This is a genomic window from Allobosea sp. Tri-44, assembly GCF_004123845.1.
GTDB lineage: Bacteria > Pseudomonadota > Alphaproteobacteria > Rhizobiales > Beijerinckiaceae > Allobosea.
The window spans coordinates 213,310-230,950 of sequence record NZ_NBDP01000023.1; the positions used below are offsets into that span (position 1 = coordinate 213,310).

Annotated in this window: 18 protein-coding genes; 6 read left to right on the plus strand and 12 right to left on the minus strand. The window is 66.7% G+C overall.

Going from position 1 to position 17,641, the window contains the following annotated elements:
- Nucleotides 1-150: 150 nt before the first annotated feature.
- The 9 genes from B6S44_RS16115 to B6S44_RS16155 all read right to left on the minus strand — a co-directional run bounded on the left by B6S44_RS16115 (nucleotide 151) and on the right by B6S44_RS16155 (nucleotide 8,222).
- The gene (locus B6S44_RS16115) at nucleotides 151-1,428 is read right to left on the minus strand and encodes an ABC transporter substrate-binding protein (RefSeq protein ID WP_129157912.1); all 1,278 of its coding nucleotides are present in this window, start codon (nucleotides 1,426-1,428) and stop codon (nucleotides 151-153) included.
- Between the two features lie 27 nt (nucleotides 1,429-1,455).
- Nucleotides 1,456-2,625 carry a mandelate racemase/muconate lactonizing enzyme family protein gene (locus B6S44_RS16120; RefSeq protein WP_129157913.1) on the minus strand — a complete coding sequence of 390 codons (1,170 nt, stop codon included), beginning with the start codon at nucleotides 2,623-2,625 and terminating at the stop codon, nucleotides 1,456-1,458.
- A complete protein-coding gene (locus tag B6S44_RS16125) occupies nucleotides 2,625-3,539 on the minus strand; it encodes a dihydrodipicolinate synthase family protein (RefSeq protein WP_129157933.1) in 915 nt (304 codons plus the stop codon). The genes B6S44_RS16120 and B6S44_RS16125 overlap by 1 nt, the downstream gene beginning before the upstream one ends.
- Before the next feature lie 162 nt (nucleotides 3,540-3,701).
- Nucleotides 3,702-4,181 carry a copper chaperone PCu(A)C gene (locus B6S44_RS16130; protein WP_129157914.1) on the minus strand — a complete coding sequence of 160 codons (480 nt, stop codon included), beginning with the start codon at nucleotides 4,179-4,181 and terminating at the stop codon, nucleotides 3,702-3,704.
- A 19-nt stretch (nucleotides 4,182-4,200) separates the two neighbouring features.
- Nucleotides 4,201-4,998, minus strand: a complete 798-nt coding sequence (locus B6S44_RS16135) for a DJ-1/PfpI family protein (RefSeq protein ID WP_129157915.1) — start codon at nucleotides 4,996-4,998, stop codon at nucleotides 4,201-4,203.
- The gene (locus B6S44_RS16140; protein WP_129157916.1) at nucleotides 4,995-6,584 is read right to left on the minus strand and encodes a copper resistance CopC/CopD family protein; all 1,590 of its coding nucleotides are present in this window, start codon (nucleotides 6,582-6,584) and stop codon (nucleotides 4,995-4,997) included. The genes B6S44_RS16135 and B6S44_RS16140 overlap by 4 nt, the downstream gene beginning before the upstream one ends.
- 41 nt (nucleotides 6,585-6,625) lie before the next feature.
- Nucleotides 6,626-7,144, minus strand: a complete 519-nt coding sequence (locus B6S44_RS16145) for a YcnI family copper-binding membrane protein (RefSeq protein WP_129157917.1) — start codon at nucleotides 7,142-7,144, stop codon at nucleotides 6,626-6,628.
- 177 nt (nucleotides 7,145-7,321) lie between these two features.
- Nucleotides 7,322-7,687: a hypothetical protein gene (locus B6S44_RS16150; protein WP_129157918.1), complete on the minus strand. Its 366-nt coding sequence runs from the start codon at nucleotides 7,685-7,687 to the stop codon at nucleotides 7,322-7,324.
- Nucleotides 7,688-7,775: 88 nt separating this feature from the next.
- Complete coding sequence (locus B6S44_RS16155) at nucleotides 7,776-8,222, minus strand: MerR family transcriptional regulator (protein ID WP_248309621.1); 447 nt, start codon at nucleotides 8,220-8,222, stop codon at nucleotides 7,776-7,778.
- A gap of 167 nt (nucleotides 8,223-8,389) precedes the next feature.
- Here B6S44_RS16155 and B6S44_RS16160 point away from each other — a divergent pair, with 167 nt between their 5' ends.
- The 6 genes from B6S44_RS16160 to B6S44_RS16185 all read left to right on the plus strand — a co-directional run bounded on the left by B6S44_RS16160 (nucleotide 8,390) and on the right by B6S44_RS16185 (nucleotide 12,592).
- Nucleotides 8,390-9,019, plus strand: a complete 630-nt coding sequence (locus B6S44_RS16160; RefSeq protein ID WP_164985851.1) for a methyltransferase family protein — start codon at nucleotides 8,390-8,392, stop codon at nucleotides 9,017-9,019.
- Complete coding sequence (gene lspA, locus B6S44_RS16165) at nucleotides 9,016-9,513, plus strand: signal peptidase II (RefSeq protein ID WP_129157920.1); 498 nt, start codon at nucleotides 9,016-9,018, stop codon at nucleotides 9,511-9,513. The genes B6S44_RS16160 and lspA overlap by 4 nt, the downstream gene beginning before the upstream one ends.
- Nucleotides 9,514-9,526: 13 nt before the next feature.
- On the plus strand, nucleotides 9,527-10,441 hold the full coding sequence (locus B6S44_RS16170) for a cation diffusion facilitator family transporter (protein ID WP_129157921.1): 915 nt from the start codon (nucleotides 9,527-9,529) through the stop codon (nucleotides 10,439-10,441).
- A 45-nt stretch (nucleotides 10,442-10,486) separates the two neighbouring features.
- Nucleotides 10,487-10,789: a hypothetical protein gene (locus B6S44_RS29385; RefSeq protein WP_164985852.1), complete on the plus strand. Its 303-nt coding sequence runs from the start codon at nucleotides 10,487-10,489 to the stop codon at nucleotides 10,787-10,789.
- 88 nt (nucleotides 10,790-10,877) lie between these two features.
- On the plus strand, nucleotides 10,878-11,936 hold the full coding sequence (locus B6S44_RS16180; protein ID WP_129157923.1) for a L,D-transpeptidase family protein: 1,059 nt from the start codon (nucleotides 10,878-10,880) through the stop codon (nucleotides 11,934-11,936).
- A 32-nt stretch (nucleotides 11,937-11,968) separates the two neighbouring features.
- Nucleotides 11,969-12,592, plus strand: coding sequence for an SCO family protein (locus B6S44_RS16185; RefSeq protein ID WP_129157924.1), 624 nt, complete (start codon nucleotides 11,969-11,971; stop codon nucleotides 12,590-12,592).
- Between the two features lie 233 nt (nucleotides 12,593-12,825).
- Here B6S44_RS16185 and B6S44_RS16190 read toward each other — a convergent pair whose 3' ends face one another.
- The 3 genes from B6S44_RS16190 to B6S44_RS16200 all read right to left on the minus strand — a co-directional run bounded on the left by B6S44_RS16190 (nucleotide 12,826) and on the right by B6S44_RS16200 (nucleotide 17,221).
- Nucleotides 12,826-14,208, minus strand: coding sequence for an aldehyde dehydrogenase family protein (locus B6S44_RS16190; protein WP_129157925.1), 1,383 nt, complete (start codon nucleotides 14,206-14,208; stop codon nucleotides 12,826-12,828).
- Between the two features lie 189 nt (nucleotides 14,209-14,397).
- Nucleotides 14,398-16,053, minus strand: coding sequence for an acetolactate synthase large subunit (locus B6S44_RS16195; protein WP_129157935.1), 1,656 nt, complete (start codon nucleotides 16,051-16,053; stop codon nucleotides 14,398-14,400).
- Nucleotides 16,054-16,252: 199 nt separating this feature from the next.
- The gene (locus B6S44_RS16200) at nucleotides 16,253-17,221 is read right to left on the minus strand and encodes an ornithine cyclodeaminase family protein (RefSeq protein ID WP_129157926.1); all 969 of its coding nucleotides are present in this window, start codon (nucleotides 17,219-17,221) and stop codon (nucleotides 16,253-16,255) included.
- Between the last annotated feature and the right edge of the window lie 420 nt (nucleotides 17,222-17,641).

Sequence of the window (17,641 nt, forward strand, 5' to 3'; positions counted from 1 at the left end):
CCCCTCTCCCCTTGCGGGAGAGGGCTGGGGTGAGGGGTCGCGCGAGCTTTCCGGTCAGCCTCGCTGCGCTAGCCGGCAGACGCGCTGCGACCCCTCATCCGTCTCGGCTTCGCCGAGCCACCTTCTCCCGCAAGGGGAGAAGGAAAGGCCTCACTGCTTCTGCAGCGCCTCGGCCTTGCTCTGCATCGTCGCCGCGACCGTCTTCGGGTCGAGGTCCTGGATGATCATGCGCTGGGATTCCTCCATGACCATCTTGGCGAACTCGTTGAACTGCAGCTCCAGCCCCTTCGGGATGCGGTCGACCTTGGCGTCAGCAGCCGCCTTGGTCGCCTGCACCAGCAGGTCGAAATGCGGCGTGTCCTTGCTCGCGGCGGAGGTGTCGGCGCGCGGCGAGGGCGGTGGCGAGGCGCCCAGCGTCGCGTAGCTCGACTGGAACTTGTCCGAGGTCGCGAGCGCGATGAAATCCCAGACCAGCTTCTTGTTGTCCTTGGGCGCATCGGCGGCGATGCCGAGCACGTTGGAGGAGCCGCCGACTGGCGGCTTGAACGGCACCATGCCGAGCTTGATCTGGTCCTTGGCCTTGCCCTTCTGGATGATCGGCCAGAGCCAGGGCCCGTCCATCTTCAGCGCGATCTTGCCGTCGGCGAACATCTGGCGGACCTCGCCGGCCGGAAGGTCGCGCGGCGTCAGGCTAGTCTTGACGATGGTCTTCCAGCGCGACAGGCCCTCGATCATCTCGGGCGTATTGATCGTCACCTTGCCGGCATCATTGGTCCAGCGCCCGCCGGCATCGAGCGTGTAGTTCATCATCTCGCTCATATACTGGCCGCCGCCGCCCTTGGTCTCATGGCCGGTACCGAACTGGTCGACGATGCCGTCGCCGTTGATGTCCTTGGTCAGCTTCTGCGCCGCCGCGAGGAACTCGGCATAGGTCTTGGGAACCTCGAGACCTTCCTTCTTCAGCAGCTCTTCGTTGTAAGCGAAGATGTAGCCGAAATAGAGCATCATCGTGCAGACGGTCTGCTTGTTCCAGGTGCAGGTGTCCTGCCCGGCCCAGCCCTTGAGGTCGAATTTCGCCTCCTTGATGTAGGCGTCGAGCGGTTCCAGCCAGCCATTATCGGCGAATTTCTGGAACTCGAACGAGGCGAGGTGGACGATGTCCGGCGGCTTGCCGCCGGCGAACAGCGTCGTCATCGTGTCGGCATAGGCGCCGCGCTCGACCTTGGTCCATTCGATCTTGACGCCGGGATGGGTCGCCTCGAACTCCTTGATCACCGAGCCCCACCAGTCGCCGACGCCGCGCTCGTCCTTCTGCCAGGACACGAACTTCAGCACCTTGCCCTGCGCCAAAGCGGCGCCGGGGAGAAAGCCGGCGGCGAGCGCGAGCGCAGCCGCGGACAGTGCAAGTCCAAGCCTCTTCCTCGTCATGGTCTCCTCCTCCCTTGGTTGTTGTTGCTACAGCCGCTTCAGCAGCTTGAGCGTTTCCTTTGATGGCTCGACCCCGAGGCCGGGCCCGCTCGGCAAACGGTAGAAGCCGGCGCTGCAGTCCATGTCGCCGGTGAGCAACCGCCGGTTGGGCTCGAAGATCGAATGCTGGAACTCGTGGCATTCCACCGCCGCGAGCGCAGATGACGCATGCAGGCTCGCCGCCAGGAACAGGCCGACGCCGATGGTGGCGTGCGGGATCACCCTGAGATGATGCGCCTGGGCATAGAGCCCGATGCGCATGAACTCGGTCACGCCCTTATGGCCCATCTCCGGCTGCACGATCGCGCAGGCCCGGCGCGCGACCCGCGGCACGAGATCATAGACAGTGCGCCATTCCTCGCCGGCCGCGACCGGCGTCGAGACCTTCGAGGCGACATGGGCGAGTCCGTCGAGATCCTCCGGCTTCACCGGCGCCTCGGCGAACCAGAGGCCATGCGGCTCCATCGCCCGGATCGCCGCGACGGCTTCCTCGCCGGTATGGACCCAGTGCATGTCGCAGGCGATGCGCGCCTGCGGACCGAGCCGCTCGCGCAGGGTTCTGATCTCGGCGACATTGCCGTCATCGGCGACCGGCGCGGCGAACTTGAAGCTGTCGAAGCCCTTCGCCTGCCACTCGGCTGCGAACTCGGCCCGCTCCGCCCGCGTCGGCTTGGGCAGGCCGGAGATGTAAGCCGGCAAGCGTTCATGCTTCTGGCCGCCGAGCAGCTTGACCAAAGGCAGGCTGGAGAGCTTGCCGCAGATATCCCAGAGCGCGATGTCGATCGCGGCGAGCGCGTCGAGATAAAAGCCGCCGGTATAACCCCGCACCCGCATCAGATCGTAGAGATCGTCATGGATGACGCTGACGTCGCGCGGGTCGCGGCCTACGACGAAGGGGCCGAGCAGGTCGTCGATGATCGCCATCGCAGCGCCCGGCGCGACGATGCCATAGGTCTCGCCCCAGCCGACCGCTCCATCAGCGGTCTCGATCCGGACCACCACGGTGCGATCGACGGTCGGATAGACGGTTCGGTTGCCCTTGCGGACGATGTAGCCGTGATCGTTGATGCGCTCGCCCTCGCGCAGCGCGCCGAGATAAGGCGTCTCGCGCGGGATGGTGATCGAGAAGACCTCGACGCGGGCGACGCGCTCGGCCATCACGCTTCTCCAGCGAGCGCCGGCTCGCGCGCATCGACCGTCATCAGATCGGCGCAGGCCTCCAGCCAGGCGTCGATCTCGGCGATGTCCCGGGCGTCCATCGGCGGCACCTTTGCCCGCACGACCTGGTTGGTCAGCACGCCGCGCCGCGTCAGCACATGCTTGGTGAAGGCCATGCGGAAATTGAACTGGATCACCAGCAGCGGCAGCGTGCGCATATAGAGATCGCGCGCGCGGGCGATGTCGCCGCTGTGATAGGCCCGGTCCATCGCGACATGGACATCGGCGAGTTCGACCGCCGGCATCGCGCCACAGGCACCGCGATTGTACTCGTCGATGAGGTAGCGCGCTCCGCCGCCGCCGATAACACCCTTCAGATGCGCCGGCTTGCCGGCTGCGATCGCCGAGATGGCGAGGCCGGAGGGTAGCGTCTCCTCCTTGACATAGGTGATCGCCGGATTGTCGCGGACGCTCGCCAGGATCGCCTCGGGCTTGAGGTCGGAGCCGCGCGGCGCCGGCGCATTCTGCAGCACGATTTCGATGCCCGGCGCTGCCGCAGCGATCTCGCGATAGAAGGCCGAGACCGCTTCGGTCGTGGTGCCGACGCTTTTCGGCGTCTGGATCATCACATGGCCGATGCCGTTGGCGAGGGCCTCGCGGCAATGCGAGATCGCCTCGAGGGCGGTCGGCGCGCTCGCTCCGGCGACGATCGGCAGCCGCCCGCCGATGCGGTCGACCACGACCTTGAGCAGCGCCGTCCGCTCTGCCGCGGTGAGCTCGTCGACCTCGCTGGCGAAGCCGGGGAACACCACGCCGTCCACGCCGCAGGCGAGGGCGAAGTCGACGATCCCAGCCATCGCCTCGGGATCGATCGCGCCAGCCTCCGTGAATGGGGTCGGCAACACCGGGAGCATGCCCTGCAGCACTGCGTTCCTCCTAAAGATCCATATTATGGATCATTTGTTTTCTAATATGGACCGTACTTCTCGCGCTGCGGATCGTCAAGCGCACATGAAAAAAGCCGCCGGGCAGATGCCCAGCGGCTGTCGTGGCTTCGCAGTCGCGGTGAGGGGTGGTCAGTGCTTGTGAGCCTCGGCCGGAGCGCGGGCACCGACCGACTGCACGGAGAATTCGACCGGGACCGGCCCGGCCTTCTCGAAGGTCAGCGTGCCCTTGATGGTCTCACCTTCCTTGAGCTGGCGCTTCAGATCCATGAACATGATGTGGTAGCCGCCGGGCTTCAGTTCGAGCTTGGCGCCGGGCTTGAGCTCGACGCCATCGGGCAGGCCGCGCATGGTCATCACGCCGTTGTTGACCGCCATCTCGTGGATTTCGACCTTGCCGGCGATGTCGCTGCTGCCGCCGAGAAGGCGGTCGGGCGTGGCGCCGGTGTTGGTGACAGCGACATAGCCGCCGGCGACCTTGGCGCCGGCCGGGGTCGCGCGCGTCCAGGGCTGTTCGATCTTGAGCGGGCCGGCAGTGTAGTCCTGCGCAATGGCGGCGCCGCAGGTCAGCGCGAGGCCTGCGACAGTGAAAGCAAAACGAGAAATGATCATGGTGAGGCTCCTTGCGTGATCAAAGGGAAAGGCGGGTCTTGGCGAGTTCGGCATTGCGCCTTGCGGCGTCGATCAGGGGCTTGCGCCGCGAGAGCACGTCGCTGGTCAGCTTGGCGCCGGCGTGCTCGGGCGTTCCGGCGTCGAATGGTGGTTGCGGATCATATTCCAGCACGAGCTGGATCAATCGAGCCGTCTCCTCGTCGCGCAGCTTGGCGGCGACCGTCAGGCCGAAATCGATCCCGGCGGTGACGCCGCCGCCGGTGATGCGGTTGCGGTCAGTGACGACGCGGCTGTGCTCGACGCTTGCGCCCATCGCTGCCAAGAGGTCGCGAATGTACCAACGGCCGGTTGCGCGATAGCCCTTGAGCAGCCCGGCGGCGCCGAGCACCAGCGACCCCGTGCAGACCGCCGTGACATAGCGGGCCCGGGCGCCGCGATCGGCGAGAAAAGCGAGTGTTTCAGCATCTTCCATTAGGGCGACGCTACCTTTCAGCCCGCCGGGGATGAACAGGACGTCGAGCTCTGCCGGGCAGTCGGCATAGCTGGTGCTCGGCGTGACCGGCAGGCCGAGATCATTTGCGACCGGCTGCAGGTCCTTCCAGACGAGATGCAGCTCCGCCCGCAGCAGCGAGAACACGGTCAGCGGACCGACCAGGTCGAGCATGACCATATCGGGATGCACCAGCATCGCGATCCGCAGCGTGCTCGTTCCGGCGGGCTGGGCCAGCGCGGTTTGTGGAAGCCCGGCGAGCAATCCAGATAGCGCGCCGGCTGCCGCCAATCCTGTCCAGTCGCGCCTTGTGATCTCGCTCGTCATGGCCTGATCTCCACGGTCTCCTTGAGGCGGATCATCTCGAAATCCGAGACCAGGATCTCGAGCTCGACGGTCCAGCGTCCGGCGACGGGAAGCGTCAGATCGCCGATTTGCCAGCTGCCGTCTGCTTGCTTGGTGGCCTGCCGCTCGATCGGCTCGATGCCGGCTTCCGGCCGTGACAAGGCAAGCCGCAATTCCTTCGCCGCAAGCGGGCCGAACTCGCCGTCGAGCAGCGAGACGGTGATCGTCACGGGGCCCGCCCGGCCTGGTGTCAGGCTGATGTCGGCCATCGCCTTGTTGGTGTGGATATGGACGCTGGCCGGCTGCGCCATTGCAGCGGCGATGGCGCGCGGCGGTGGCGTGAAGCGCCAGAGCGCGGCGACAGCGAGGATGGCGACGATGATCGCGATCTCGGCTGCGATGATCCGGACGAGCAGCCGACGGGCGCTCGCGCGCCCGGATACAACCGCTTCGGTCAGCCGGTAGCGGTTGAAGGCCCCGAGCCCGATCAGCGCCGTGACCAGCGTGAGCTTGCCGGTGAGCACGAGGCCGTAAGGCGTGGTCAGCAGGGCTTGGGGATGTTGAACTTGCACAATGGCGAGCGCGGCGCCGCTGAGCAGGATGACGAGCAGCAGCACCGGAATGCGCCGCGAGAAACGCTGCAGCGCCTGCGCCCCATCGGGCGGTCGCAGGGCGAAGGCAAGCGGCAGCAGCGCGCCGGCCCAGCCGGCCATGCCAACCGCGTGCAGGAACACGGCCGGGCGCGTCAGGAATTGCGGTTCGGCGGCGCTGGCGTGGCCGCTGGCGGCGAGCGCCGCGCCGGTGCCGAGCCAGGCGAGGATCGCGAGCATGCGTCCGCTCCGGTTGGGCTGGGCGAGCGCGATCAACGCTACGAGCAAAGCCAGAGCAGCGATGAGCACGGTACGGCCGAAACTGCTCGTGGTCGCCGCTTGCCAGACGGCCGCTTGCAGGGCGCCGGAGAGTGGAAGCGCCAGCGCATCGAGCCCCTGCGCTGCGAGCGCAACCGGCACGGACAGAAGCCCGAGCGCGAGGAAGCCTGCGATCGGCCGTCGCGCAGTGGCAGGCAAAGGCGCGACCCAGACGATGAAGGCGGCGCCGCCAATGCCGAAGGCAAGGCCGAGATACAGTCCAAGCTTGCCGAGCCAGAGCGCGATGCGAACGGCTGGGTCGGTTTGGACTATCGGGGCCGGCTGTGCCGCACTCGGCGCACCCACCGAGAACAGCACCGAGCCGCCGACCGGATGGCCGTCCTCGGAGACGACGCGCCAGCTCAGAACATGCGTGCCATTGGCGAGATCGGACGGCGCCGCGATCGTGAGTGTCCGGTCCGAGAGGGTGAAGCGTGTCAGCGGGCGGCTCGTCCCGTCCGGGCCGATCAGATTCAGCACCAGCGGCGAGACCGGTTCGCTGAAGCTCAGGCTGAATTCGCCGGGCGCGCTGGAGACGACCGCGCCGTCGGCCGGAACGGTCTTGGTCAGCGCGGCATGCGCCAGCGCCTGCCCCGCCGTTGTGAGCGAGGCGATGGCGAGGCCGAGCAGGATGAGGATAAGGCGAAACTGCCGGGTCATGGCGGGAAGGCGGCCGGGCGCGAATACCCGGCCGCGCTCGCTCACTTCTTCGGCAGGAGCTTCACGCCCGGCGCCGGGAACTTGTAATCGTCAGCCGACTTGCCGGCGGCCGGGATCTCGATCCAGCGCTCGACCGCGCCGCCCTCGCATTCCTGCACGATTGGCACGTAGAGCGTCGTTTCGGGCTTGAGGTCGGAGGTGAGATAGGCGCGCAGGACGAACTCGTCATAATGTTCGTCGAGCAGCTTGCCGCCGCTCCAGCTGACCTCGGTCACACCCTCGGCCGTCGGCGTGCCGTAATAGTCGTAAGCCTTCTCGTATTTGCCCTTGGTCGTTTCCAGCGTCCAGCCGGGCTTGGGCATCGGCTTGACCGCGATCACCCCCTCGGGGATGCGGACGCGGACCTTGGTGGTGGCCGCGCCCTTGCAGCCATGCGGCACGCGCAGCACCGCCTTGTAGGTCGAGCCGACAGCGGCCTGCTGGGTCTCCAGCGTGACATGGGCGAAGGCCGGACCGGCGGCGAAAGCCGCGACGAGGGCGGCGAGCGAAAGAGACTTCATCGTCAGGAATCCTTACGGAAGGGGCGCCAGCACGGCCGGCGGAGCCGCGCTGGGCGGCGTGGATTCGGAAGGAGCACGCGAGCCGGCAGCTTGCCGTCGCGAGCGAATGGAATGGGAAAGGCCGCTATCGGCCGTCAGGATGATGCCAAGTCCGCGCTCTGCGCAGGAACACTCGGCTCAGAGGCCGGCGGGCGGTGCGCGCGGATTGGCCGGAGAACGGCCGGCGACGAAGCCGGACGGCAGGTCGAGCCGGTGCTGGAAGGCGACGAGATCGACAGTGCGATGCACGACCGGAAGGAACGAGACGGGTGCAGCCGGGGCGCCCGTGCCTGAGAAGGCGCAGCCGAGCATGCAGCAGCTCATCAGCTCATGCGCCGCAGCGCCATCGCCCTGGCTCATCGGCATGTCGCCGCCGGCGCAGAGCGTCATCGCCAGCGAGCGGTCGAGGCTGAAGCCCGCCGCATTGGCGCCGGAGGTAAGGCCCGCGAAGATCGCCTGCAGCACGACGAGATAGGCCGCGGCCAGCGCGACCCAGCGTCTCATTCCTGCTTTGCGGCGTCCTGCGGACAAAAGGAGTCCTCCTGCCGCTTCGATAGCATGGCTGCGAGCAGGGTCAATTTGCGTCGATGTCTCAGTGGTTGTGGTGCTCGCACCGGGCGTGATCGGCCAGTGCCTCGATGATCGCGCAATCGCAGGCTGCGACGCCGCCCGAGCAAACCGTTGCAATCCGGGCCAGTTCCGCCTCCAGCGAGCGCAGCCGCGCGATCTTGTCGCGCACTTCCTTGAGATGGCCTGCCGAGATCGCATGTGCCTCGTCGCAGGCCATGCCGGGTGTGTCCGAAAGCCGCAGTAGGGTGCGGATGCTCTCGACCGCGAAGCCGAGATCGCGCGCATGCTTGATGAAGGCGAGCCGCTCGACATGGGCGCGGCCATAGCGGCGCTGGTTGCCCTCGGAGCGCTCCGGCTCCGGCAGCAGGCCGACCTGCTCGTAATACCGAATGGTCTCGACCTTGACCCCGGTCCGCTCGGCCAGCGCCCCGATCGGCACCACGTGTTCGAGGACTTTCACCGGGCGCATGATTTTTCCTACTTGAAGCTATAGTGACTATAGGTTGTAGGTAGGTGGTCATGCAACGCTGTCAAGCGGGGATGGGTCATGACTACGGCCATGACAACCGGTCCCGGGACGGCAGAGCAGCGGCTGCGCCATCACGCCGGCCGGTTCTGTCCGAGAGGAGGCTTTCCATGTCCGGCATGGAGATCGCGAGCTATCTGATGGCCGTCGTCTACGTCGTCAGCTTCCTCGCAATGTCGGCGATCCTGGCGAAGGAGGCCGGCCGTCCGGTCTGGCTCTTCGGCAAGGGCAGTGAGAAGCAGACGCTGCCGGCATCGCTCTTCCGCCTCGCCTTTGCCGGCGCCGTGCTCTGGCCACTCTGGCTCGCAGCCTTCGGCAATCCGATGAAGGCCGATCCGCTGACGGTGGCGCTGGACGGCCCGTGGTTCGATGCCCTCGGCCATCTCCTCGTCGTCATCGGCGCCTGCGTCGCGCTGCTGTCGCAGCGCTATATGGGCGCCTCCTGGCGCATCGGCGCCGCCGAAGGCGAGCAGGGCGCGATCGTCGACAGCGGCCCGTTCGCGATTTCGCGCAATCCCGTTTTCGTCGGGCAGGCACTGCTCTTCATCGGCCTGTTCATCGTCCTGCCAAGCCTTGTCCAGGTGGCGCTGACCCTGGCGCTGCTGATCGCGATCAGGCTGCAGGTCGCGATCGAGGAGCGCGTGCTCGCCGCCTCGCTCGGACAGCCCTATCTCGCCTACAAGGCCCGCGTCCGACGCTGGCTCGGGGTTGGCAGCAGCACCGCCGGAGACATCGCATGACCGGGTCGCGCAGGCTTTTCTCGGCAGTCGTCGTCGCGCTCATGGCCGCCGGGCTCGACCAGGCCAGCAAATGGCTGATGCTGGAGGTCGTCCTGAATCCGCCTGAGCCGATCGCGCTCACGCCCTTCCTCAATTTGCGCCTCGGCTTCAACACCGGTGTCAGCTTCGGCCTGTTCCGCGATACGCTCGAAGCCTGGCCCGGTCTGCTCGGGCTGTTCAAATTCGCGGCCGGCTTCGGTCTTCTGGCCTGGGCGGCGTTCGCCGGGCACCGGCTCGAACGCATCGGCCTTTCGCTGATGGCAGGCGGAGCCTTCGGCAATGCGATCGACCGCTGGCGCCAGGGCGCGGTCACCGATTTCCTCGATCTGCACTGGGGCGACTGGCATTGGCCGACCTTCAACGGCGCCGATATCGCGCTGACCTTCGGCGTGGTGCTGATGTTGCTGGCTGCCTTGCCGGTCATGAACCGAACTCCGGACCGGGCCGGCGCATGAGCGGAGCATTGTGATGGGAGCCGGGCATTCACATGGGGGCGCCTCAGGCACAGCTGCCGGCCGCCACAAATCTAGGCTCGCAGCTGCTTTCGGCTTGACCTTCGCCTTCATGCTCGCCGAGGTGGTCGGCGGTTTGTGGACCGGCAGCCTCGCACTGCTCGCGGACGCCGCGCATATGCTGACCGATGCCGGTGGCCTTGCGCTGGCGCTGGTCGCGATCCGCTTTGCCGAGAAGCCGGCGACGCCGCAGCGGACCTATGGCTATGTCCGGATGGAGATCCTGTCGGCGCTGGCCAACGCCGTCGTCCTGCTGCTGCTCACGCTCTACATCCTCTACGAGGCCTATGAACGCTTCCGGAACCCGCCGCCTATCCTCGGCGGGCCGATGCTCGCCGTCGCGGTCGTCGGGTTGATCGTCAACCTGATCAGCATGAAGCTGCTCGCCGGCGGCTCCTCCGAAAGCCTCAACGTCAAGGGCGCCTATTTCGAGGTGCTGAGCGACATGCTCGGCTCGCTCGGCGTCATCATCGCGGCTTTGATCGTGATGACAACCGGCTGGACGCTGGCCGACCCGATCGTCGGCGCCGGCATTGGCCTGTTCATCGTGCCGCGGACCTGGATCCTGCTGAAGCAGGCGGTTCACATCCTGATGGAGGGCACGCCGCCGGAGATCGACCTCGCTTTGCTGGAGAAGTCACTGCTGGCGCTGCCGGGTGTCACCGCCATCCACGATTTGCATGTCTGGACACTGACATCTGGTCTCGACGCGATGAGCGCCGATATCGTGATCGCCGACATGGCTGAAGCCCGGCCGATCCTCGTCGCCGCCAACCGGCTGTTGGCCGAGGAGTTCGGGCTCAAGCACACGACGATCCAGATCGAGGATCAGGCGATCCGGCAGGCGGATGGTCACGAGCAACGTCTCTGATTTCGTGCGCGCGCCCGCGAAAAGAAGTGAAAGGCTGACCCATCAATGGACTCGATCATCGCCGCGCTGGTCTCGCTCCTGATCCTCGATCCGATCCAGGGCGTGATCACAAGTCATCTCTCGGCGCTCGGCATCCCGCGCGACAGCGCCGACAAGGTCGCCGCCTGCGCCCGCACTGCGGCACCGACGATCGTGGCGCGCCTCGGCGAGAATCCGGGCTGGGCCGTCGTCCAGGTCGTCCGCTTCTGGACGGGCGTGGCGAGCCCGGACGTCGTGCTCGTCGAAATCGCGCCGCAATGCGCCGGCGCCGTCGAGACGGCCAAGCGCGCCGTGGGGCGCCCGGCCTGATGTGACGATGCTCGGTCAAATTCTCCAGGCGGTACCGAGCTCCGGCCCGTTCACCAGTCGTTAGCGCTGCACTCCGATAATTTAATCCATGACCATCCGCTCCACCTTCCAGAATGTCCGGCGCCTGGCGCTGCTCGGCGCAGCCGCTATCGCGCTCTCGTCCTGTGTCGGGATGGAGGGCGATGGCCGAGGCAACCAGCCATTGCCGGCTGCGCTCGTCTCGCAGATGTCGAGCAAGGGCATGAGCCAGGCCGACCCGATCGTCGTGCGTCTCTACAAGAAGGAGAGCGAGCTCGAGGTCTGGAAGCGTGATCCCTCCGGCCAGTATGCCTTGCTCAAGACCTATCCGATGTGCCGCTGGTCCGGCCAGCTCGGTCCCAAGAAGCGCGAGGGCGATCGGCAGGCGCCGGAGGGCTTCTATACGGTGACGCCGGAGCTGATGAACCCGAAGTCGGCGTACTATCTGTCCTATAATCTCGGCTATCCCAACGCGCTGGAGAAGGCGCAGGGCTATACCGGTTCGGCCCTGATGATCCACGGCGCTTGCACCTCGGCCGGCTGCTACGCCATGACCGATGACGGCGTCACCGAGCTCTACGGGCTGGCGCGCGAGGCGTTCGCCGGCGGCCAGCGCAGTTTCCAGGTCCAGGCCTTCCCCTTCCGGATGACGCCGGAGAACCTGGCTCGTCACCGCAGCAACCCGAACATCGTCTTCTGGCGCAATCTCAAGGAAGGCTCGGATCATTTCGAGGCGACGCGGCAGCCGCCGAAGCTCGCGACCTGCGGCGGCCGCTACGTCTTCAATCCGGCTGGCGATGCCTCAGCCTTCGTGCCGGGCGCGCCGTGCCCGGCCTATCAGGCCGATCCCGAGGTCGAGCCGCTGGTCGCGGCCCGCAGCGCTCGCGACGATGTACGCCTCGCCGAGCTCACCGGCAGCCTGCCGGCGATGAGCTATGCGCTGATGGATGGCGGCATGCATCAGAGCTTCCGCAAGCTGCTGCGCAATGTCGGGCCGGAGCGGATGCAGACCATGGTCGCCGGCAAGGTCGAGATCAGCGCGCCGCAGGCGGCGCTGGCCGATCCTTATGGTGGTGGCGACGATGAGCCGCAGCAGGCAACGGCGACAGGGTCGATTACGCCGCGTTGACCTCTGCGAGGCCGGCGGCCAGACAGGGCGCCATGCCGATCCTCAAGATTATCCGTTACGGCGCCTGGACTGCAGTCGCCCTCGTCGCCTTCGCCGCAGCTGCGATCACGCTTGGCTGGTGGCGCGTCGACGGGCCCGGGCGGCCGGACTCCGGCGCAGCCATGTCGACCCCGCTGGCCGATGTTGGCGGACCGTTCACATCGACCGACCATACCGGCCGCAAGGTCACGCAGGCCGATTATCTGGGCAAGCCGACGCTGGTCTTCTTCGGCTTCACCCATTGTCCCGAAGTGTGCCCGACCACGCTGTTCGAGCTCACCACTCTGCTCGGCAAGCTCGGTGCCGAGGCGGACAAGCTGAACGTCCTCTTCGTTACCGTCGATCCCGAGCGCGACACACCGGCGCAATTGGCGCTCTATCTGCAATCCTTCGATCCGCGCATCGTCGGGCTCTCCGGCAGCCAGGCCGAGGTCGATGCGGCGCTGAAGGCCTACAAGGCCTACGCCAAGCGCCTCCCGACCGCGGACGGCTACACCATGGACCACACCGCCTCGGTCTATCTGATGGACGCCCAAGGCCGCTTCCGCAGCCTGATCGATTATCACGAGGAACAGGATTCGGCGCTCGCCAAGGTCAGGGTGCTGCTCAAGCGCTGAGGGTCGTCATTCCGGGGCTTCGCGTAGCGAAGAGCCCGGAACCCATGACCACGACGCACCTCCAGCGTCATTGCGAGGAGGCGAAGCCGACGAAGCAATCCAGGAGCCGTCGAGCGAAGCCTCCTGGATTGCTTCGCTGCGCTCGCAATGACGATGAGCGTTGTGGTCATGGGTTCCGGGCTCAGGCCTATCGGCCTGCCCCGGAAAGACGGCGAGATTTCCAGCAAAAATCCTCAGCGCCGGTTCAGCAGGATCATCTTCTCCTGCGTCATGTCGCGCATGGTGTAGGGGATGCCGCCGGTGCCGTAGCCGGACTCCTTGCGGCCGGCGAACGGCATCCAGTCGGTACGGAAGGCGGTGGGATCGTTGACCATCACCGCCGAGGCGTCGAGCCGCTCGGCGACGTGGAGCGCGACATCGATGTCCTGCGCGAAGACGCTGCCCTGGAAAGCGACAGGCAGCGAATTGGCCTGCGCTATGGCCTCATCGAGCTTGCTGTAGCGGTAAACGCAGACGAGCGGGCCGAAGACCTCAAGCTGCGAGACCTTGGCGTCAACCGCAGGATCGAGCAGCACGGCCGGTTCCAGCGTCGTCTCGGAGAGGCGCTTGCCGCCCAGCGCGAGCTTGGCACCGCCCTTCACCGCCTCGTCGATCCAGCTCGCGACCCGGTCGGCCTCCTTGGGGAGGATCAGCGGACCGACCTCTGTTTCCTTCAGGACCGGATCGCCGGTGCGCAGCTTGGCGACGCGCGCCACCAGCCGCTCGGTGAAGGCGTCGGCGATCTCCTGATGCACGAAGATGCGCTGTGTCGACACGCAGACCTGGCCGGCATGGTAGTAGCCGCCCTTGACCAGCGGCTCGATGATCCGCTCGAGATCGGCGCTGCGGTCGACGATCGCCGGCGCCGCCCCGCCATGCTCCAGCGCCGAGCGCGCGCCATGCGCCAGCTTGGAATGCAGGTACCAGCCAACCTTGGCCGAGCCGATGAAGCTGAGGAAGGCAACGCGCCGGTCGGTGGCGAGCGCCTCGGCAAGCTCGTTCGTCTCCGGAACGAACATCTGGCACCAGGCTTCCGGTAGGCCGGCCTCGTGCACCAGCGCGACGAAGTCGCGGCAGCACAAGGGCGTCGTGCTCGCCGGCTTGATGATCACCGGACAGCCGACGGCGATCGCCGGCGCGACCTGGTGGACGATCAGATTGAGCGGGTGGTTGAAGGCCGAGATCGCCGCGACGACGCCGATCGGTTCCTTGGTGGTGAAAGCCCAGCGCCCGGCGGCCGCTGGCGTCAGCCCCATCGGGATCTCGCGCCCGGCGAAGTTCCTGAGTTCGTCGGCGGCATTGTGGATGCCGTCGATGGCGCGCGTCGTCTCGATGATCGCATCGGTCAGCGGCTTGCCGCCCTCGCGGGCGATCTGCCGGGCAAAATGGTCGCGTTTGCCCGCCAGCAATTCGGCGAGCTTACGCAGGATCGCGATCCGCTCATGGGTTTTGAGCCAGTTGCCGCGATCGCGGAAGACCTTGTCGGCCGCCGCGAGCTTGGCTTCGAGCGCCGCGGCATCGTCGGTGGCGATCTCCTCGATCGGCGCGCGATCATAGGCCTGGACCACTGTCAGCATCTCGGTCTCCTTCGGGGCTTCCGGAGTTGTGCTGTTGTTGCTCGCCGCGCGCCGTCATTCCGGACAAGCTGCGAAGCAGCGCAGCTCCGGAATCCATCGTTGAGCGCAGTTCCCTACGATGGATTCCGGCGCTCCGCTTCGCTTCGGCCGGAATGACGGCCAAATCTCAGCAGAGCTGATGGTGTTCGCTCAAGCCAGCTCGATATCCGGCGTCTTGTTGCGCAACTCCTCGACGAGCACGCGGGTGTTCTCCGAATAGTCGATCGGGATCTCGACGAGATGGATGCCGCCACCAGCAAAGGCCGCCTCCAGCGTCGGCACGAGCTCGGCGGCGGAGCCGACGCGCGAGCCCTTGGCGCCATAAGCCTGCGCATAACGAACGAAATCGGGATTGCCGAAGCTCATGCCGTAGTCCTGGAAACCATCGACCGCCTGCTTCCAGCGGATCATGCCATAGGCGTTGTCGTTGAGGATGACGACGACGAGGTTGAGGCCGAGGCGGACCGCGGTCTCCATCTCCTGGCTGTTCATCATGAAGCCGCCATCGCCGCAGACCGCCATCACCCGGCGCTCGGGATAGAGCATCGCCGCCATCATCGCCGAGGGCAGGCCCGCCCCCATCGTCGCCAGCGCATTGTCGAGCAGCAGCGTGTTGGCGACATGGGTGCGGTAGTTCCGCGCGAACCAGATCTTGTACATGCCGTTGTCGAGGCAGACGACGCCGTCCTCCGGCATCACCGCGCGGATGTCGTGGACGATGCGCTGCGGCGTGATCGGGAAGCGGTCCTCCTCGGCCCGGTCGTTGAGATGGGCGAGGATCTTCTGGCGCAGCTCCAGCATGACCGGATCGGCTTGCAGCCGGCCGCCCAGCCGCTCTGCCAGCGCCGCGGCGGTCGCTCCGATATCGCCGATCACCTCGGCATCGGGGTGATAGACCTGCTCGACCGTCGCCGACTGATAGCCGATATGGATCACCTTCGGTCCGCCGGCGCTCTTCATCAGGAAAGGCGGCTTCTCGATCGTGTCGTGGCCGATCGCGATGATCAGGTCGGCCCGGTCGATCGCCTGGTGGACATAGTCGCCCTCGGACAAGGCGGCGGTGCCGATATAGAGGTTCGAGCCGCCGGTGACGGCGCCCTTGCCCATCTGGGTGTTGAAGAAGGGCAGCCGGACCTGCCGCACGAAATCGGACAGCGGCTCGACCAGCCGCGGCCGGTTGCCGGCGGCGCCGATCATCACCAGCGGCCGCTTGGCCGCCAGGATCATCTCGGCGGCGCGCGCGATCGCCTTCGGATCGGCCACCGGCCGCTCCAGCGGATGCACCGGGATCAGCGGCACGTCGGCGACCTCCTCAGCGGCGATGTCCTCCGGCAGCTCGAGATGGACCGGGCCTGGCCGTTCCTCCATCGCGACGCGGAAGGCATCGCGCACCACCGACGGGATGCTGGCGGCGCTGACGATCTGCCGGGTCATCTTGGTCAGCGGCTTCATCGAGGCGACGACGTCGACGATCTGGAAGCGCGCCTGCTTGGCGCTCATGATCGCCTTCTGTCCGGTGATCAGGATCATCGGCATGGCGCCGAGATGGGCATAGGCTGCCCCGGTCGAGAAGTTGAGCGCGCCGGGCCCGAGCGTCGCGATGCAGACGCCGGGCCTACCCGTCAGCCGGCCATGCGTCGCCGCCATGAAGGCGGCGGCCTGCTCATGCCGCGTCAGGACGAGCTCGATCTTCGAGGTCCGGAGGGACTCGACAACGTCGAGGTTTTCCTCGCCTGGGACGCCAAAAATGCGGTCGACGCCCTCGTTCTCGAGTGCCGCCACCAGAAGATCGGAACCCTTGGTCATCGTCATCGCCTATCCGGAACGCCTCGATGTCCAGAAAGGTAGGCCTCCTGCACGCGAAGGGAAAGCCGGCGCATGGCAGGGTTGCAAGAGCCCGTTCCGATCAACTTGCACCGCAAGCTGACTGGAAAAAGCGGTCTCTCGACTCAAAGTGAGAGACGGATTCACCGATCAGGTTGATTCAACCTGATCGGATCCGGCTCTAGCGCGGCAGGGAGGTTCCGATGCCGGCAGCGCGCGCCTTCACCAGGACAATGTGCGCGAGCGCGAGATCAGCCAGCGCGAAACCGCGGAAGCAGAAGAGCGAGCGCTTCGTCCCGGCATCGCCGAGCGGCGCTCGCGAGAGGGCGACGAGATCATGGCTGAAGCGGGCGGTCGTCACAGGCTGGCCGTCGACATCATAGGGCACCTGCGACTGGGCGAGGCTGTCGGTGACCAGAAGGTCGAAAGCCGGTAGCGCCTCCGGCAGCCAGCTGCGGCCGGTGTCGACGGCGGCAGCGAACGCGGCGGGCTTCATCCGCCGCGCATCGAGGAAGGGGCGCAAACCCGGCGCCGCCGGCACCATGGAGATGACGAGATCGCTGCGGGCGAGGAGCGCATCGGCATCGTCGACGATCTCCGTGGTCAGCCCCTGCGCAGCGGCAGCTTCCGCCAGGCGCACGGCCGAGCCGCGGCTGCGGCTCAGCAGCAGCGCGGTCGCGAGGCCGGGGTAGAGATCATGGAAGGCGGCGAGGTGGGCATGGGCTTGCAGGCCGCAGCCGACGAAGCCGATCGTATGTGCCTCGGGCGGTGCGAGAAGCGAGGCGGCCGCAGCCGACATCGCTGCGGTCCGGACCAGCGTGATCTCGTTGCCGTCGAGGATGGCGAGCGGGGTACCGGTCGCATAGTTGTTGACGCAGATCAGGGCGCTGACGCTCGGGACGGCGCTGCCCGGCTGCGATGGCGCCGAGGCGACCCATTTCACTGTGGCGATCGCTTGCGCCTGCGAGGCCGCCGTCATCGCCTGGAAGGCGTGGCCGGGTCCGAGCGCGAGCGCGCTCTTGGGCAGGCTCCGGTTGCGGCCGGCGGCATGGTCGCGAAAAGCGCCAAGCACGGCCTCGCGCGCCTCGCCTGGTGTCACCGCGCAGGCGCGCACGTCTTCATGCGAGAGATAGAGGAGAGTGCTGCTCATCGATCCAACCGCATCGTGACGGGACACAAAAGGGCTGGGCTGCGGGTAACCGGGAGCCCATGCGGTTCGGTATGAGCACCGGTGAGGCGATGGGCAAGGCCTCGGCGGTTCACCCTGCCAAGGCCGCTCCGACCTGGGGCGGGGCGGCCGGGAGCGCGATCTGGCGGTGATCGGGTCAGTTTGCCAGGGCTCTTTGCCGAGTAAATGCTAAGCCATTGAAATCACGTAGCCTTCAGGCGGGAAGGCGCTTTTGTCGAAAAACTTTCATCTGCTGTGTTGACACCGGAACCAGCCTCCTCTTATAAAGCGGCCATCGAGACGGCGCCGCCGCTGGCGGGGCCGCTCTACTGCGCTTCATGGGAACGATAGGCCTTGTCGCCGACTAGCTCGGTTGATTGGCTGTCTTCTGTGGGCCACGCT

Coding starts and splice junctions, on each gene's coding strand:
- B6S44_RS16140 (WP_129157916.1), bottom strand. CDS start 6,584: ATGACCCGGCAGTTTCGCCTTATCCTCATCCTGCTCGGCCTCGCCATC.
- B6S44_RS16160 (WP_164985851.1), top strand. CDS start 8,390: ATGTCCGGCATGGAGATCGCGAGCTATCTGATGGCCGTCGTCTACGTC.
- B6S44_RS16195 (WP_129157935.1), bottom strand. CDS start 16,053: ATGACCAAGGGTTCCGATCTTCTGGTGGCGGCACTCGAGAACGAGGGC.
- B6S44_RS16155 (WP_248309621.1), bottom strand. CDS start 8,222: ATGCGCCCGGTGAAAGTCCTCGAACACGTGGTGCCGATCGGGGCGCTG.
- B6S44_RS16145 (WP_129157917.1), bottom strand. CDS start 7,144: ATGAAGTCTCTTTCGCTCGCCGCCCTCGTCGCGGCTTTCGCCGCCGGT.
- B6S44_RS16115 (WP_129157912.1), bottom strand. CDS start 1,428: ATGACGAGGAAGAGGCTTGGACTTGCACTGTCCGCGGCTGCGCTCGCG.
- B6S44_RS16120 (WP_129157913.1), bottom strand. CDS start 2,625: ATGGCCGAGCGCGTCGCCCGCGTCGAGGTCTTCTCGATCACCATCCCG.
- B6S44_RS16190 (WP_129157925.1), bottom strand. CDS start 14,208: ATGCTGACAGTGGTCCAGGCCTATGATCGCGCGCCGATCGAGGAGATC.
- B6S44_RS16185 (WP_129157924.1), top strand. CDS start 11,969: ATGCCGATCCTCAAGATTATCCGTTACGGCGCCTGGACTGCAGTCGCC.
- B6S44_RS16130 (WP_129157914.1), bottom strand. CDS start 4,181: ATGATCATTTCTCGTTTTGCTTTCACTGTCGCAGGCCTCGCGCTGACC.
- B6S44_RS29385 (WP_164985852.1), top strand. CDS start 10,487: ATGGACTCGATCATCGCCGCGCTGGTCTCGCTCCTGATCCTCGATCCG.
- B6S44_RS16180 (WP_129157923.1), top strand. CDS start 10,878: ATGACCATCCGCTCCACCTTCCAGAATGTCCGGCGCCTGGCGCTGCTC.
- B6S44_RS16170 (WP_129157921.1), top strand. CDS start 9,527: ATGGGAGCCGGGCATTCACATGGGGGCGCCTCAGGCACAGCTGCCGGC.
- B6S44_RS16135 (WP_129157915.1), bottom strand. CDS start 4,998: ATGACGAGCGAGATCACAAGGCGCGACTGGACAGGATTGGCGGCAGCC.
- lspA (WP_129157920.1), top strand. CDS start 9,016: ATGACCGGGTCGCGCAGGCTTTTCTCGGCAGTCGTCGTCGCGCTCATG.
- B6S44_RS16125 (WP_129157933.1), bottom strand. CDS start 3,539: ATGCTCCCGGTGTTGCCGACCCCATTCACGGAGGCTGGCGCGATCGAT.
- B6S44_RS16150 (WP_129157918.1), bottom strand. CDS start 7,687: ATGAGACGCTGGGTCGCGCTGGCCGCGGCCTATCTCGTCGTGCTGCAG.
- B6S44_RS16200 (WP_129157926.1), bottom strand. CDS start 17,221: ATGAGCAGCACTCTCCTCTATCTCTCGCATGAAGACGTGCGCGCCTGC.